At 67.2% G+C, this 13522-nt stretch carries 11 protein-coding genes; 8 read left to right on the top strand and 3 right to left on the bottom strand.

The genetic code is table 11. The features are described 5' to 3' along the window. Nucleotides 1-68: 68 nt before the first annotated feature. The 5 genes from IBJ82_RS31190 to IBJ82_RS31170 all read left to right on the top strand — a co-directional run bounded on the left by IBJ82_RS31190 (nt 69) and on the right by IBJ82_RS31170 (nt 8642). Nucleotides 69-635 carry a single-stranded DNA-binding protein gene (locus IBJ82_RS31190; protein ID WP_194829567.1) on the top strand — a complete coding sequence of 189 codons (567 nt, stop codon included), beginning with the start codon at nt 69-71 and terminating at the stop codon, nt 633-635. A 69-nt stretch (nt 636-704) separates the two neighbouring features. Then, nucleotides 705-2381, top strand: coding sequence for an energy-dependent translational throttle protein EttA (ettA, locus tag IBJ82_RS31185; RefSeq protein ID WP_194829566.1), 1677 nt, complete (start codon nt 705-707; stop codon nt 2379-2381). A gap of 231 nt (nt 2382-2612) precedes the next feature. Then, nucleotides 2613-7499, top strand: a complete 4887-nt coding sequence (locus tag IBJ82_RS31180; RefSeq protein ID WP_194829565.1) for an NAD-glutamate dehydrogenase — start codon at nt 2613-2615, stop codon at nt 7497-7499. Next, the gene (locus IBJ82_RS31175; protein ID WP_370585561.1) at nt 7496-7966 is read left to right on the top strand and encodes an acyl-CoA thioesterase; all 471 of its coding nucleotides are present in this window, start codon (nt 7496-7498) and stop codon (nt 7964-7966) included. Before IBJ82_RS31180 ends, IBJ82_RS31175 begins: the two co-directional genes overlap by 4 nt. Before the next feature lie 4 nt (nt 7967-7970). Then, on the top strand, nt 7971-8642 hold the full coding sequence (locus IBJ82_RS31170; protein ID WP_194829564.1) for a hypothetical protein: 672 nt from the start codon (nt 7971-7973) through the stop codon (nt 8640-8642). Between the two features lie 15 nt (nt 8643-8657). On the opposite strand, the gene IBJ82_RS31165 is transcribed toward IBJ82_RS31170, so the two are convergent. Both IBJ82_RS31165 and IBJ82_RS31160 read right to left on the bottom strand, forming a co-directional pair. Then, on the bottom strand, nt 8658-8978 hold the full coding sequence (locus tag IBJ82_RS31165; protein WP_056821560.1) for an AzlD domain-containing protein: 321 nt from the start codon (nt 8976-8978) through the stop codon (nt 8658-8660). Then, nucleotides 8975-9667 (bottom strand): AzlC family ABC transporter permease, encoded by a 693-nt coding sequence (locus tag IBJ82_RS31160; RefSeq protein ID WP_194829563.1) that lies wholly within the window; start codon nt 9665-9667, stop codon nt 8975-8977. The genes IBJ82_RS31165 and IBJ82_RS31160 overlap by 4 nt, the downstream gene beginning before the upstream one ends. Before the next feature lie 67 nt (nt 9668-9734). On the opposite strand from IBJ82_RS31160, the gene IBJ82_RS31155 reads away from it, so the two are divergent. Beyond that, the gene (locus IBJ82_RS31155; protein ID WP_194829562.1) at nt 9735-10304 is read left to right on the top strand and encodes a helix-turn-helix domain-containing protein; all 570 of its coding nucleotides are present in this window, start codon (nt 9735-9737) and stop codon (nt 10302-10304) included. 19 nt (nt 10305-10323) lie between these two features. On the opposite strand, the gene IBJ82_RS31150 is transcribed toward IBJ82_RS31155, so the two are convergent. Beyond that, complete coding sequence (locus IBJ82_RS31150) at nt 10324-11037, bottom strand: HNH endonuclease (protein WP_228537940.1); 714 nt, start codon at nt 11035-11037, stop codon at nt 10324-10326. A 164-nt stretch (nt 11038-11201) separates the two neighbouring features. Between IBJ82_RS31150 and IBJ82_RS31145 the strand changes: the two genes are divergently transcribed. Both IBJ82_RS31145 and IBJ82_RS31140 read left to right on the top strand, forming a co-directional pair. After that, complete coding sequence (locus IBJ82_RS31145; RefSeq protein WP_056821556.1) at nt 11202-11615, top strand: globin; 414 nt, start codon at nt 11202-11204, stop codon at nt 11613-11615. A 262-nt stretch (nt 11616-11877) separates the two neighbouring features. Further along, complete coding sequence (locus IBJ82_RS31140) at nt 11878-13479, top strand: alpha-amylase family glycosyl hydrolase (protein ID WP_370585560.1); 1602 nt, start codon at nt 11878-11880, stop codon at nt 13477-13479. Nucleotides 13480-13522: the final 43 nt, after the last annotated feature.

Raw genomic sequence — 13522 nt, 5'->3', positions numbered from 1 at the left:
CCCCCGTTCGCCACGTCATTGTTGGGTGGTCAGAGCAACAACGGTGGATTCGAGCGGGGGCGAACACGATGTACGAGGCACACGCGACGGTGGTCGGGACCGTCATCACCCATCCGATGCGGCGCGATCTCCGGAACGGCGAACAGATGCTGACGTTCCGGATGGCGAGCAATTCGCGCCGCTTCGACGCCGAAACGGGGGAGTGGACCGACAGCGGCACGCTGTATCTCACGGTTTCGTGCTGGCGCAGGCTGGTGGCAGGGGTGGATCGATCGTTGCACCGGGGCGACCCGGTCATCGCCTACGGGCAACTCCGCTCGCACGAGTACCGCGGCAAGGACGGCACAGAGCGGCGGGATCTGGAGATGCGCGCGATCGCGGTCGGGCCGGATCTGGCGCGATGCCACGCGAGCGTCGTTCGCCGGTCCGAAGGCATGCGATCGCTGCCGCACGCGGCGGTGCGGAATATTTCCGACCCGCGCGGCGCTGCCCTACCGGAGGCCGACGACGCTGCCACCGGGTATGCGTCGACCGAAGCCGTTGCCGTAGCGTGTACGACCGTGGCGGATGCTGTCCCCGCGCGATCGCCGGACGTGGTGTCGAGCACCAACGGTGCCGAGCAGGTCGACGCATGAGGGTCGTTTCCGCGGCACTCGACCCTTCCGTATCCCGTCCCCGTTTCTCCCACCGATAGGCTTCCGCGTATGGCTGAGTTCATTTATCAGATGATCAAGGTTCGCAAAGCACACGGCGACAAAGTCATCCTCGACGACGTGTACTTGAACTTCCTTCCCGGCGCCAAGATCGGTGTGGTGGGTCCCAACGGCGCGGGTAAATCCAGCGTGCTGAAGATCATGGCGGGCATCGACCGGCCGAACAACGGTGAGGCGTTCCTCGGCGCGGGCGCCACGGTCGGCATCCTCATGCAGGAACCGAATCTGAACGAGGAGAAGACCGTCCGCGGCAACGTGGAGGAGGGCCTCGGCGAGGTCAAGGTCAAGCTGGATCGGTTCAACGAGATCGCTGAACTGATGGCCACCGACTACTCCGATGAGCTCATGGACGAAATGGGCAAGCTCCAGGAGTTCCTCGACCACTCCGACGCCTGGGATGTCGACTCCCAGCTCGAGCAGGCCATGGACGCGCTGCGCTGCCCGCCGCCGGACGAGCCGGTCACCAACCTCTCCGGTGGCGAGCGTCGCCGCGTCGCACTGTGCAAGTTGCTGCTGAGCAAGCCCGATCTGCTGCTGCTCGACGAACCGACCAACCACCTCGACGCCGAGAGTGTGCTCTGGCTCGAGAAGCACCTCGCCGATTACCCGGGCGCCGTGCTGGCCGTCACCCACGACCGGTACTTCCTCGACAATGTCGCCGAGTGGATCCTGGAGCTGGACCGCGGTCGCGCGATCGGCTACGAGGGCAACTACTCCACCTACCTGGAGAAGAAGGCGCAGCGCCTCGAGGTCCAGGGCAAGAAGGACCAGAAGCTGCAGAAGCGCCTCAAGGACGAACTGGCCTGGGTGCGGTCCGGCGCCAAGGCCCGCCAGGCCAAGAACAAGGCTCGACTGGGGCGCTACGAGGAAATGGCGGCCGAGGCCGAGCAGCACCGCAAGTTGGACTTCGAGGAGATTCAGATCCCCGCGGGTCCGCGACTGGGTGACATCGTGGTCAACGTGTCGCACCTGGACAAAGGCTACGGCGATCGTCAGCTCATCAAGGATCTGTCGTTCACGCTGCCGCGCAACGGTATCGTCGGCGTCATCGGACCCAACGGTGTCGGTAAGACCACGCTGTTCAAGACCATCGTCGGTCTCGAATCGCCCGACAGCGGTGAGGTGAAGGTCGGCGAGACGGTCAAGCTGAGCTATGTCGACCAGAATCGCGGAGGCATCGACCCGAAGAAGAACGTCTGGCAGGTCGTCTCCGACGGCCTGGACTTCATCCAGGTCGGCAACCAGGAGATGCCCTCGCGCGCCTACGTCAGCGCGTTCGGCTTCAAGGGACCGGATCAGCAGAAGCCGGCCGGTGTGCTCTCCGGTGGTGAGCGCAACCGCCTGAACCTGGCGTTGACTCTCAAAGAGGGCGGCAACCTGATCCTGCTCGACGAACCGACCAACGACCTCGACGTCGAAACCCTCGGTTCGCTCGAGAACGCGCTCGACCAGTTCCCCGGCTGCGCCGTCGTGATCTCCCACGATCGGTGGTTCCTCGATCGCACCTGCACCCACATCCTGGCGTGGGAGGGCGACAACGACAACGACGCCAAGTGGTACTGGTTCGAGGGCAACTTCGAAGCGTACGAGGCGAACAAGATCGAGCGTATGGGCGCCGAAGCCGCTCGCCCGCACCGTGTTACGCACCGCAAGCTGACGCGCGACTGATTCGCGCGGCCGACACGACGGCCCGGTGGAACGATCTGTGAACGGTCGCTCCGCCGGGCCGTCGGCGTTGTGCCGATCGGAGCCCTGGCGTTCACCCCGCATTCCGCAAGTTACCGGCGCGGCAAGCCCGAATTCCCTGAGCATGTTCGAGTAGCCGGAGCTAGTCTCGAAAATGCGTCACCTGAGTTGCGAAATCGAAGCGAACCACAATCCATGGGAGTGGGCTAAACGATGACGGTCTCGTCGGAAATCTCCAGCGCGGCGTGGGCTGCGGGGATGCCGCAGAGTTTGCGCGGCGATCTCGCGACTCTCGAGGAGGCGTATTTCCGACACGTCGACGCCGGTGACGTGGACTTCCCGATCCCCGGAATCACCCAGATCTTCCGGCACCACATGGAATTGGCCGCCGTTCGTCGCCCCGGCAAGGCCACGGTGCGAGTGCACCACCCCGACGACGGGACCGGGATGGGCGCGGCGGTACAGGTCGTCACCGACGACATGCCGCTGCTGGTGGAGTCGATCACCGCGGCACTCGGTCGGATGCAGGTGAGTGTCTCCGAGGTGATCCACCCGATCTTCGAGGTCACCCGCGACGAGAACGGTCACCTCACCGGCGCCGCGGCGCACGAGGTGGACGGCCACGGCGCGACCGGGCTGACCGAATCGTGGATGCACCTGCAGCTGCACCCGTCGACGAGCAGGGCCCAGCTCGATCACATCGAACGCACCATGCCCGAGGTGATCGACGACGTCCGCCAGGTGATCGACGACACCGAGGCCATGGCCGCGGTGCAGAGCTCGCTCGCCGACGAGCTCGACCGTGCCGCCGCAGCGGGCTCCACGCCCTTCCCCGGCGTCGATGTGGCCGATTGCGCCCAGCTGCTGCGTTGGCTGGCCGCCGGCAACTTCACCCTGCTCGGTTACGCCCGCTACCAGCGCGGCGTCGAGGCGGGCCACACGGTGTCCACCCCGGTGCACGGCGCGAGTCTCGGCGTACTTCGCCCCGATGTCGGGACCGATTTCCAGGTGCCCATCAACGGTGAAGACCGCCCGCTGCTGCTGCTCACCCAGGGCCTGGTGCGCGCGACCGTGCACCGCTCGGTGTACCCGTACTTCGTCGGCGTCGCCGATATCGACGCCGCGGGCGTCGAGGTGGGTGTGCACCTGTTCATCGGGGTGTTCACTGTGAGCGCGGTGCACGAGAACGTACTCGACATCCCGGTGATCAACCGTCGGGTGCGCACGGCGATCGAGGGGGCCGGGTTCGACAAGGATTCGTACTCCGGGCAGGCGATGCTCGAGGTGATCGAGTCCTTCCCGCGCACCGAACTGTTCTCCGCGGACATCGAGACCATGCGCCGCACCGCCGTCGCAGTGCTCGGCGTCGGATTGCGCAGGCAGGTACGGCTTTTCCTGCGCAGCGACGGCTACGGCCGCTTCGTGGCCTGCATGGTGTATCTGCCGCGTGATCGCTACACCACCGCGGTACGCCTGGAGATGCAGGAGATCCTGGTCGCCGAACTCGGCGGTGTCGATATCGACTATTCGGCGCGGGTGAGCGAAAGCGAGCTCGCCAGTGTGTATTTCACGGTGATGCTGCCCGGCGAAGCTACCGGCGGGGCCGCTCCCGACACCTCCGAGGACAACCGGCTGCGACTGCAGAACCTGCTCAACGCGGCCAGCCACACCTGGGACGACCGGATCGGTGACGCGGTCGCCTCCTCCACCGTGCTCGATCCCGCTGTGGTGAAACGGTATTCGGACGCACTGCCCGAAAGCTACAAGGAAGACTTCGAGCCCGCTCGCGCGTTGGCCGACATCGGTCGCCTCGAACAGCTCACCGAGGGCGGTATCGACCAGTACCTGTACCGCAGGCCCGAAGCGGAGCCGGGTTCGTGGCGGTTCAGCCTCTACATCGCCGGCTCCGGCGTATCGCTGAGCCAGGTGCTCCCGGTGCTGCAGAGCCTGGGCGTCGAGGTGGTCGACGAACGGCCCTACCAGCTCGAACACGAGGGCGGCACCGAGCGCTGGATCTACGATTTCGGCCTGCAGGCCCGTCCCGAACTGGTGCGCAACGCACTCGGCGGCGACCTCGACGCCGCACTGCTCGAAGCGCCGAGCCAGGTCGACGCCTTGCGCACCCGGTTCACCGATGCCTTCGAAGCGGTCTGGTACGACCGGGCCGAAGCCGACGGTCTCAACGAACTCGTGCTGCGTGCGGGCCTGCCGTGGCGGTCGGTCGCGATCCTGCGTGCGTACGCGAAGTACCTGCAGCAGGCCGGGTTCCCGTACTCCCAGGTCAATATCGCGCGGGTGCTGCTGGCTCATCCCGAGGTCGCGCGCGATTTCGTCGACCTGTTCGCCGCCCGATTCGACCCGGAAACGGTTTCCGCCGACGCCGCCGTCGAGCTCGAGACACGGGTGCGGGCCGGGATCGACGAAGTGGTCAGCATGGACGCCGACCGCATCCTGCGCGCCATACTCGGCCTGATCAAGGCCACACTGCGAACCAACAACTACGTCCTCGACGCCGAAGGTCGCCCGCGCGAATACCTGGCGCTGAAGGTGGAGCCGCGCGAGATCGCCGAATTGCCCAAGCCGCGACCGCAATTCGAGATCTTCGTGTACTCGCCCCGCGTCGAAGGCGTGCACCTGCGCTTCGGCTCGGTGGCGCGCGGCGGTCTGCGCTGGTCGGACCGGCTCGAAGACTTCCGCACCGAGATCTTGGGTTTGGTCAAGGCGCAGGCGGTGAAGAACGCGGTGATCGTGCCGGTCGGCGCCAAGGGTGGTTTCGTCGTGAAGCGTCCGCCGACTCCGGTCGGTGACCCGGCCGTCGACCGCCAGGCGAGCATCGCCGAGGGCGTCGCCTGCTACCGCACCTTCATCTCCGGGCTGCTCGACGTCACCGACAATGTCGACATGGCCACCGGCGCGGTGCTGCCGCCCGATCGGGTGGTGCGCCGCGACGGCGACGACACCTACCTGGTGGTCGCCGCCGACAAGGGCACCGCCAGCTTCTCCGATATCGCCAACGATGTGGCCATGCGCTACGGCTTCTGGCTCGGCGACGCCTTCGCCTCCGGCGGCTCGGCGGGCTACGACCACAAGGCGATGGGCATCACCGCCAAGGGCGCGTGGGAAGCGGTCAAACGCCACTTCCGTGAGATGGACATCGACACCCAGAGCCAGGAATTCACCGTTGTCGGCGTCGGCGACATGAGCGGTGACGTATTCGGCAACGGCATGCTGCTCTCGCCGCACATCCGGCTGGTCGCCGCGTTCGACCACCGGCACATCTTCCTCGACCCGACCCCCGAAGCCGCGAGTTCCTTCGCCGAACGTGAGCGATTGTTCGCGCTGCCGCGATCCTCGTGGGCCGAGTACGACCGGAGCCTGATCAGCGAGGGCGGCGGCGTATTCGAGCGGACCGTGAAGTCGGTGCCGATCTCGCCGCAGGCACGGACCGCGCTCGGCCTGCCCGACTCGGTGCAGACGCTCTCGCCGCCGGAGCTGGTGCGCGCGATTCTGCTCGCGCCGGTGCAGTTGCTGTGGAACGGCGGCATCGGCACCTATGTGAAGGCGAGCACCGAATCCAATGCCGAGGTGGGCGACAAGTCTAACGACGCGGTGCGGGTCAACGGAAACGAGTTGCGGGTCAAGGTGATCGGTGAGGGTGGCAACCTGGGCGCCACCGCGCTCGGCCGAATCGAGTTCTGCCGTGGCGGCGGCAAGATGAACACCGACGCCCTGGACAACTCGGCGGGCGTGGACTGCTCCGACCACGAAGTCAATATCAAGGTCCTGCTCGACGGCGTGGTCAGCGCCGGTGACCTCGCCCCCGCCGACCGCAATCCGCTGCTGGCCTCGATGACCGACGAGGTCGCCCGAATGGTGTTGCAGGACAACGTCGATCAGAACGTGCTGATCGGCATCGCGCGCACCGACGCGCCCCAGATGCTCAATGTGCACGGCCGGGTGATCGCCGACCTCGAACAGCGCCGCGGCCTGGATCGGGAGCTCGAAGCGCTGCCGTCGAAGGCCGAACTGGCTCGCCGCGACGAGGAGGGCGCCGGGCTCGCCTCGCCCGAACTGGCCAACCTGCTCGCGCACGTGAAGCTCGGACTCAAGGCCGACCTGCTCGATACCGACATGCCCGACAGCACCTATTTCGCGAGCAAGCTGCCGCTGTACTTCCCGACACCGCTGCGCGAACAGTTCGGGGCGGCGATCAAGAAGCACCGACTGCGTCGCGAGATCATCACCACGATGATCGTCAACGAGGTCGTCGACTACGGCGGCATCACCTACGCCCATCGCCTCAACGAAGAGGTCGGCGCCACCACCTCCGACACGGTGCGCGCGTTCGCTGCCGCCTCCGAGATCTTCCAGCTGCACGACGTGTGGTCGCGTATCCGCAGCGCCGACGCTCCCGCCGGGGTCTGTGACCTGCTGGAACTGGAATCCAAGCGGACGTTGGATCGGGCATCGCGCTGGCTGCTGAGCAACCGGCCACAGCCGATCGCCGTCGGCGCCGAGATCAACCGGTACCACCGCCGGGTGCAGAAGCTGGCGCCGCAGGTACCGGGGTGGTTGCGCGGGCACCACGTCACCTCGCTCACCCAGGGCTCCGCCGAGTTGATCGCCCACGGCGCACCGACCGACCTGTCCACCGAGGTGTTCGGGCTGCTCGGAATGTTCCCGCTGCTCGATATCGTCGATATCGCCGATATCACCGATCGCGACGGCGCCGAGGTGGGCGCCCTGTACTACGCGCTCAACGACCATCTCAAGATCGACTGGCTGCTCGAGGCGGTGAGCCACCTCGAACGCGGCGACCGCTGGCACGCGCTGGCCCGGCTCGCCCTGCGCGACGACATGTACGGTTCGTTGCGCTCGCTCACCCTCGATGTGCTGTCCGCGGGTGACCCGGAGGAAACGCCGGACGAGAAAATTGCATACTGGGAGTCGAAGAACCAGTCCCGGCTGGGCCGTGCGCGCGCGGCACTGTCGGAATTGTTCGAGTCCGGGACCCACGACCTCGCCACACTGTCGGTTGCCGCACGACAGGTGCGGAGCATGGTGAGCGGGGTGGGCGCCCAATCGGAGGTACCACGGTGACGAGTTCGCCGAACGGCAACACCGCCACGCCCGCACCGGATCTGGTGTTGCCGCAGCGTTTTCACGCGAAGGTCGAGATCCGCTGGTCGGATATGGATGTGTTCCAGCACGTCAACCACGCTCGGATGGTGACCCTGCTGGAAGAGGCGCGGATTCCGTGGCTGTTCGACGACGACAAGCCGACGGCGTCGATGGGGCGGCAGGGCTGTGTGCTGGTCGACCTGCATGTGAAGTACCGCGGGCAGTTGCGTCACGAGGACACCCCGCTCGACATCGCCATGTGGGTCAAGCAATTGCGCGCGGTCGATTTCACCATCGGCTACGAGGTGCGTGCCAACGGCGCTGCCCCCGATTCGCCGCCCGCGGTCCTCGCGACCACCCAGCTCGCCGCGTTCGACATCGACACCCAGCGGCTGCGCAGACTCAGCGAGTCCGAACGCGACTACCTGGCACTGTGGCGGGCCTGATTTCGTGAGCTCCGAGCAGCGGGTGCTACACACGCCCGACCCGGCCGAACGCGAGAACCTGGCCACCTTCCTCACCCGCGCCATCCGCCTCGACCCGGCCGCTGTCGTCCGGTTGCGGCGGCGAGGATCCAGCCTCGTATCGGCTTGGGTGGCAACGGGGTTCGAGACTCTCGCGGTGCGCACGATCACCGCTGAACTCGGCGTCGACGATGTCACTGTCGGTGCGGACGCGGTCCTCGCGGGCCTGGGGACCGGCCACCCGATAGACCTCGGTTACTCGATGGATTCCGCCTGGCGTGGCGCCCTTCCGCCCACCGACGGCTTCACGCATGTCGACGACGTCCCGGCGCGAACCCTGGTCGAACTGGCCGAGCGCGGCGCGGATGTGGCCCGCGAACACGGCGGTCCCAAGGGCCCGCCCGCCTCCCTGCTCGACCAGTCGGTTCTCACCGTCACAGGCCCCGGAGATATCGAGGTCCAGGTACCGATGCGCGTCGTCTTCGCGCTCACCGCGATGGATTTCATTCCGCACGCGGGGGAGAAGACGGAGTCGCGTCGGATCCAGCCTTCGGAACTGGTTCGTGTCCGTGCTACCCGCACATGGTTGCGGTTGGATGCCCGGTACGGGTCCGTCGCGCGACGGCTCGGTGGGGGAATACCGTTGTCGCCCAGCTGAATCCCGCGGTCGGGGTCAGTGCACGCCGACCAGTCGCAGCAGCGCGGTTGTCGTGGCGGCGGCGAGCACTGTGACGAGCAGGGGAGCGCGCCGCCAGGCGAGGACTCCGCCGACGCCGACGCCTGCGGGCAGGGCGATGCCGAGGTGGCCGGAGCCGGTCGGCAGCGTCGCTGTCGCGACCAGTGCGGCGAGCAGGATGAGGGCCCCGGTGTCCAGGAGATGGATTGTCCTGGGGGACAGTCGCAGTCGATGGCGCATCGCGGGGCCGGTCCATCGCAGGGCGTACGTTCCCACGGCCAGCGCCAGCATGGCGGGGAGCAGGTACGGCGCGTTCATGCCGCGACCGGCTCGGCGGTAGGCGTCGGCGGGCGCAGTGCGAAGACCAGCCCGCCCAAGGCGATCAGCACCGGAAGTCCGGCCGGGACGTACGGCGCGACCACCACTGCCAACCCCGCACCGACCAGCACCGGCCGCAACGTCGCCCGATCGCGCAGTGCGGGCAGGATCAACGCCAGCAGAATCACCGGGAACACCGCGTCCAGTCCGAGCGCCGACGTGTCGGGCACCAGCGAACCCAGCGCCGCCCCGATGGTCGCCCCGAGCGGCCAGCACAGCGCGACCCCGATCCCGCACGCCCAGTACGCGGCGCGTTTGCGTTCCTGATCGCCCGGCGCGGCGGCGAAGGCCACCGACTCGTCGTTGAGGACGTGGATGCCGAGCGCCCGTTTCCAGCCGCGGCCGAACACCTCCGGCGCCGACAACCCGTACGGCAGGTGCCGCGCGTTGAGCAGCAGTCCGGCCACCACCGCCGCCAGCGGACTGCCCCCGGCCGCGACGATCCCGAAGAACAGCAGCTCCGACCCGCCTGCCAGCACCGTCACCGCCATCACGATCGGCATCCACATCGGGAACCCGGCCGCGATCGTCGACGCGCCGTAGGACACACCGAACAGGCCGACGGCAAAGCACGCCGCGGCTACGGCAGCCACGGTTCCTCGGTCGAGTGTTCGCCAGATCGAACGCATGTTGTTTATATTGAACGCACGGGGTGGGTAAAGTCAACGTGGTATCGCCAGCCCTCAGGAGGCGTAGATGGACCGGCAGGACCCCGTCGTCGGACCGCCCCAGGCGGTGATCGCCGCGGCGCTGCGCCGCGAACGCGCCCGCGCCGGCTTGTCGCTGACCGAGGTCGCCAATCGGGCAGGCGTCGCGAAATCCACACTGTCCCAACTGGAATCGGGTACCGGCAATCCCAGCCTGGAAACCCTGTGGGCACTGTGCGTTGCCCTGGAGATGCCGTTCTCCCGGCTGCTCGACCCGCCTCGATCCAACGTCCAGGTGATCCGCGCAAACGAGGGTTCGCCGGTCCCGGCGGCCGACGCCGACTATCGGGTGACATTGCTCGCAGCGGGCCAGTCACACACCCGCTGCGACGTTTATCGCATCGCGGCCGAACCGGGCCACACCCGGCGCTCGGAGCCGCACACTCCCGGCGTCGTGGAACACGTCGTGCTCGCGGCAGGCCACGCCATGGTCGGTCCGGCCGACGAGCCCGTGGAAATGCGACCCGGCGACTACATCCGCTACCTGGGTGATCTCCCACACATTTTCGAAGCCCTCGAACCAGGGACCTGGGCGACGATGGTCATCGAGAGCGCCTGAACTGCACGCGCGCGGTGTGTCAGGCGGCCCCTTCGCCGAGGTACTGCAACCAGATCGGGTCCAGATCGGCGGTGGTGGACAGCAGCCGCCAGTGCGGGCCCTTGGGGGAGACCAGCGGGTGGCGCAGGTGCCAGCCCAGGTCGGCCAGCATCTTGTCGGCCTTGCGGTGATTGCAGGGGGCGCAGCTGGCGACGCAGTTCTCCCACGAGTGCTCGCCGCCGCGACTGCGGGGGATCACGTGATCGATGGTCTCGGCTTTGCCGCCGCAATATCCGCATCGGTAGTGGTCGCGATGCATGAGCGCGGCGCGGGTCATCGGCACGCGGGCGCGGTAGGGCACCCGCACGTAGGTGCGCAGGCGGATGACGGACGGAATCGCCACTTGGGAGCCCGCGGAGTGCAGGACCGGGCCTTCGGGATTGTCGTGGACGGCGTCGGCCTTGGCGCAGATCAGCAGTACGACAGCGCGACGCGCGGACAGCGCGGTGAGCGGCTCGTAGGTGGCGTTGAGGAGGAGGACCCGGCGTTTGCGCCATGCGGCGGCGTCGTGGTCTCCGGCGAGATGCAGCGGCGCGGGGATATGCGGCAGGTCGTGAAGACCGTGTGCGCCCGGATGGTGATCGGACAGGATATGCAGCGGAACAGCCCCCGAGCCACGATTGTGGACGTCGGCGGGCTGGAGTTGTCGGTGCGTTCGCGCCTCGTGTGAACGGGCGCCCGGTCGCTGCTTCATCCTCTTGACCTCAATTTCATGATTGGCAGGATCATGTGGTATCTGGGGCCGATACTGCCCTCAGTTGACCATGGTTCCGGCGGTATTGCACGGCTATTTTTCAAACTTCCGGATGAACTGTGGTTGAAGGGCAGCGCGTTCGTGACCGTGGTGATCGGGGCACAATGGAACGCGTGACTTCCGGTGAGCAGACAACGACCTCCTTCTACGAAGCCGTGGGCGGCGCGGAGACGTTTCGCCGTCTGGTGTCGGTCTTCTATCGCGAGGTCGCGGCCGACGAGATCCTGCGTCCGTTGTACCCGGAGGAGGATCTCGGTCCGGCCGAGCGCCGGTTCCGGATGTTCCTCGAACAGTACTGGGGTGGTCCGCGCACCTACTCCGACGAGCGCGGACACCCGCGCCTGCGCATGCGCCACAACCCGTTCGTCATCGGGCCGCTCGAGCGCGACGCCTGGATGCGGTGCATGCGGATCGCCGTGGGCGAGATCGAACCGTCGATCCTGGACGACGAACACCGCAAGGCCCTGCTGGACTACTTCCAAATGGCCGCAGCCTCCCTGCAAAACGCCCCGATGTGACCCAGGCGTACACCGAGTTTCCCGCAGCCTCCCTGCAAAACGCCCCGATGTGACCAGGCGTACACCGCCTTTCCGGTCTCGCCTGAGCCTACGGGTGCCCGCTGTTCGCTGATGACCGGCGGATGGCGGGCCGGTTTCGCGCTCATGCCGCCTTTTACCATGATGTTTCGTCATGGCGTGGCGAACGCTGGTGATTTGCCAGATTCGCAGAAAGTCTCGCCCCACATGAATATTGCGGGCGATCTTTGGCAATATTGCGGGTGTGACACAGACACCTGCCTCGCCGGTGCCGGGGGAAGCAAGCACCGCTCCGTGGTGGAAAACCGCCGTGTTCTATCAGGTCTATCCACGTTCGTTCGCCGACTCCGACGGTGACGGTGTCGGCGATCTGGGCGGTGTACGCGAGAAGATGGGGTACCTGGAGCTATTGGGCGTCGACGCGCTGTGGATCTGTCCGGTGATGCGGTCACCGCAGGCCGACGGCGGCTACGACGTCTCCGACCCGCGCGATATCGACCCGCTCTTCGGCGGGCTGGCGGCGCTGGACGAGTTGATCGCCGAGGCGCACGACCGCGAGATCAAAGTGACGATGGATCTGGTGCCCAACCACACCAGCATCGAACACGCGTGGTTCGCCGAGGCGTTGGAGGCGGCGCCGGGCAGCCCCGAACGCGCCCGATACATCTTCCGAGACGGTCGCGGCGAGAAGGGGGACGAGCCACCCAACAACTGGCCCAGCATCTTCGGCGGCCCCGCCTGGACCAGGATCGCCGAGCCCGACGGCACCCCCGGGCAGTGGTACCTGCACATCTTCGCGCCCGAACAACCCGACCTGAACTGGGACAACCCCGAGGTCGCCGACGATTTCGAGAAGACCCTGCGCTTCTGGCTCGACCGTGGTGTCGACGGGTTCCGTCTCGATGTCGCGCACGGCATGGCCAAACCCGAGGGCCTGCCCGATATGGACAAGGTCGACACCAAGATGCTGGTGCACGACGACGACGATCCCCGCTTCAACAACCCGGGTGTGCACGCCATCCATCGCCGTATCCGCACGGTCCTCGACGATTACCCGCACGCGGTGTCGATCGGCGAGGTGTGGGTCGACGACAACGTCCGCTTCGGCGAATACGTCCGCCCCGACGAGCTGCACCTGGCGTTCAACTTCCGCCTCGCCGAGACCCCCTTCACCGCGCAGGGCGTCCACGACGCGATCACGCACTCGCTCGAGGCCGTCGCCGACGCGGGCGCCCCACCCACCTGGACGCTGTCCAACCACGACATCGAACGCGAGGTGACCCGCTACGGCGGCGGCAATACCGGCGTCGCGCGGGCGCGGGCGATGATGATGGTCGAACTCGCCCTGCCCGGTGCGGTGTTCATCTACAACGGCGCCGAACTGGCCCTGCCCAACGTCGACGATCTGCCCGACGAGGTCTTGCAGGACCCGGTGTGGGAGCGCACGGGTCACAGGGAACGCGGTCGTGACGGTTGCCGGGTCCCGATGCCGTGGGAGGGCCCCGCCATGCCGTTCGGTTTCACCGAGGGCAAGCCGTGGCTGCCGATCCCCGCCGACTGGGCCGACCGCACCGTCGAAGCGCAACTGGAAACCCTGCACTCGACGTTGTCGCTGTACCGCCTGGCGATCGACCTGCGCGCCACCCGGCCGGAGTTCGCGGGCCAGCGGATCGAGTGGTACGGCAGCCCCGACGGCTGCCTCGCGTTCCGTCGTCCGGGCGGGCTGATCTGCGTGCTCAACGCCTCCGAGGGGCCGATCCAGCTGCCGCCGGGGGAGGTGCTGTTGTCGAGCGCGCCGGTCGCCGACGACCGGTTGCCACCGAACGCGGCGGCCTGGTTGGTGTAGCCGCGGCCGGACACGCGGTGCGGGAACTGCCAGCCGGAGGATG

This window comes from Nocardia sp. XZ_19_231, from assembly GCF_015355705.1.
GTDB classification, from domain to species: Bacteria; Actinomycetota; Actinomycetes; order Mycobacteriales; family Mycobacteriaceae; genus Nocardia; species Nocardia salmonicida.
The sequence above is the reverse complement of the archived record's forward strand: the minus strand, read 5'-3'. Positions and strand labels throughout refer to the sequence as shown.

What these genes read in the sequence shown, in the direction of transcription:
- IBJ82_RS31155 (WP_194829562.1), top strand. Translation starts at nt 9,735, where the DNA reads ATGGACCGGCAGGACCCCGTCGTCGGACCGCCCCAGGCGGTGATCGCC.
- IBJ82_RS31190 (WP_194829567.1), top strand. Translation starts at nt 69, where the DNA reads ATGTACGAGGCACACGCGACGGTGGTCGGGACCGTCATCACCCATCCG.
- IBJ82_RS31150 (WP_228537940.1), bottom strand. Translation starts at nt 11,037, where the DNA reads ATGAAGCAGCGACCGGGCGCCCGTTCACACGAGGCGCGAACGCACCGA.
- IBJ82_RS31160 (WP_194829563.1), bottom strand. Translation starts at nt 9,667, where the DNA reads ATGCGTTCGATCTGGCGAACACTCGACCGAGGAACCGTGGCTGCCGTA.
- IBJ82_RS31165 (WP_056821560.1), bottom strand. Translation starts at nt 8,978, where the DNA reads ATGAACGCGCCGTACCTGCTCCCCGCCATGCTGGCGCTGGCCGTGGGA.
- IBJ82_RS31145 (WP_056821556.1), top strand. Translation starts at nt 11,202, where the DNA reads ATGGAACGCGTGACTTCCGGTGAGCAGACAACGACCTCCTTCTACGAA.
- ettA (WP_194829566.1), top strand. Translation starts at nt 705, where the DNA reads ATGGCTGAGTTCATTTATCAGATGATCAAGGTTCGCAAAGCACACGGC.
- IBJ82_RS31180 (WP_194829565.1), top strand. Translation starts at nt 2,613, where the DNA reads ATGACGGTCTCGTCGGAAATCTCCAGCGCGGCGTGGGCTGCGGGGATG.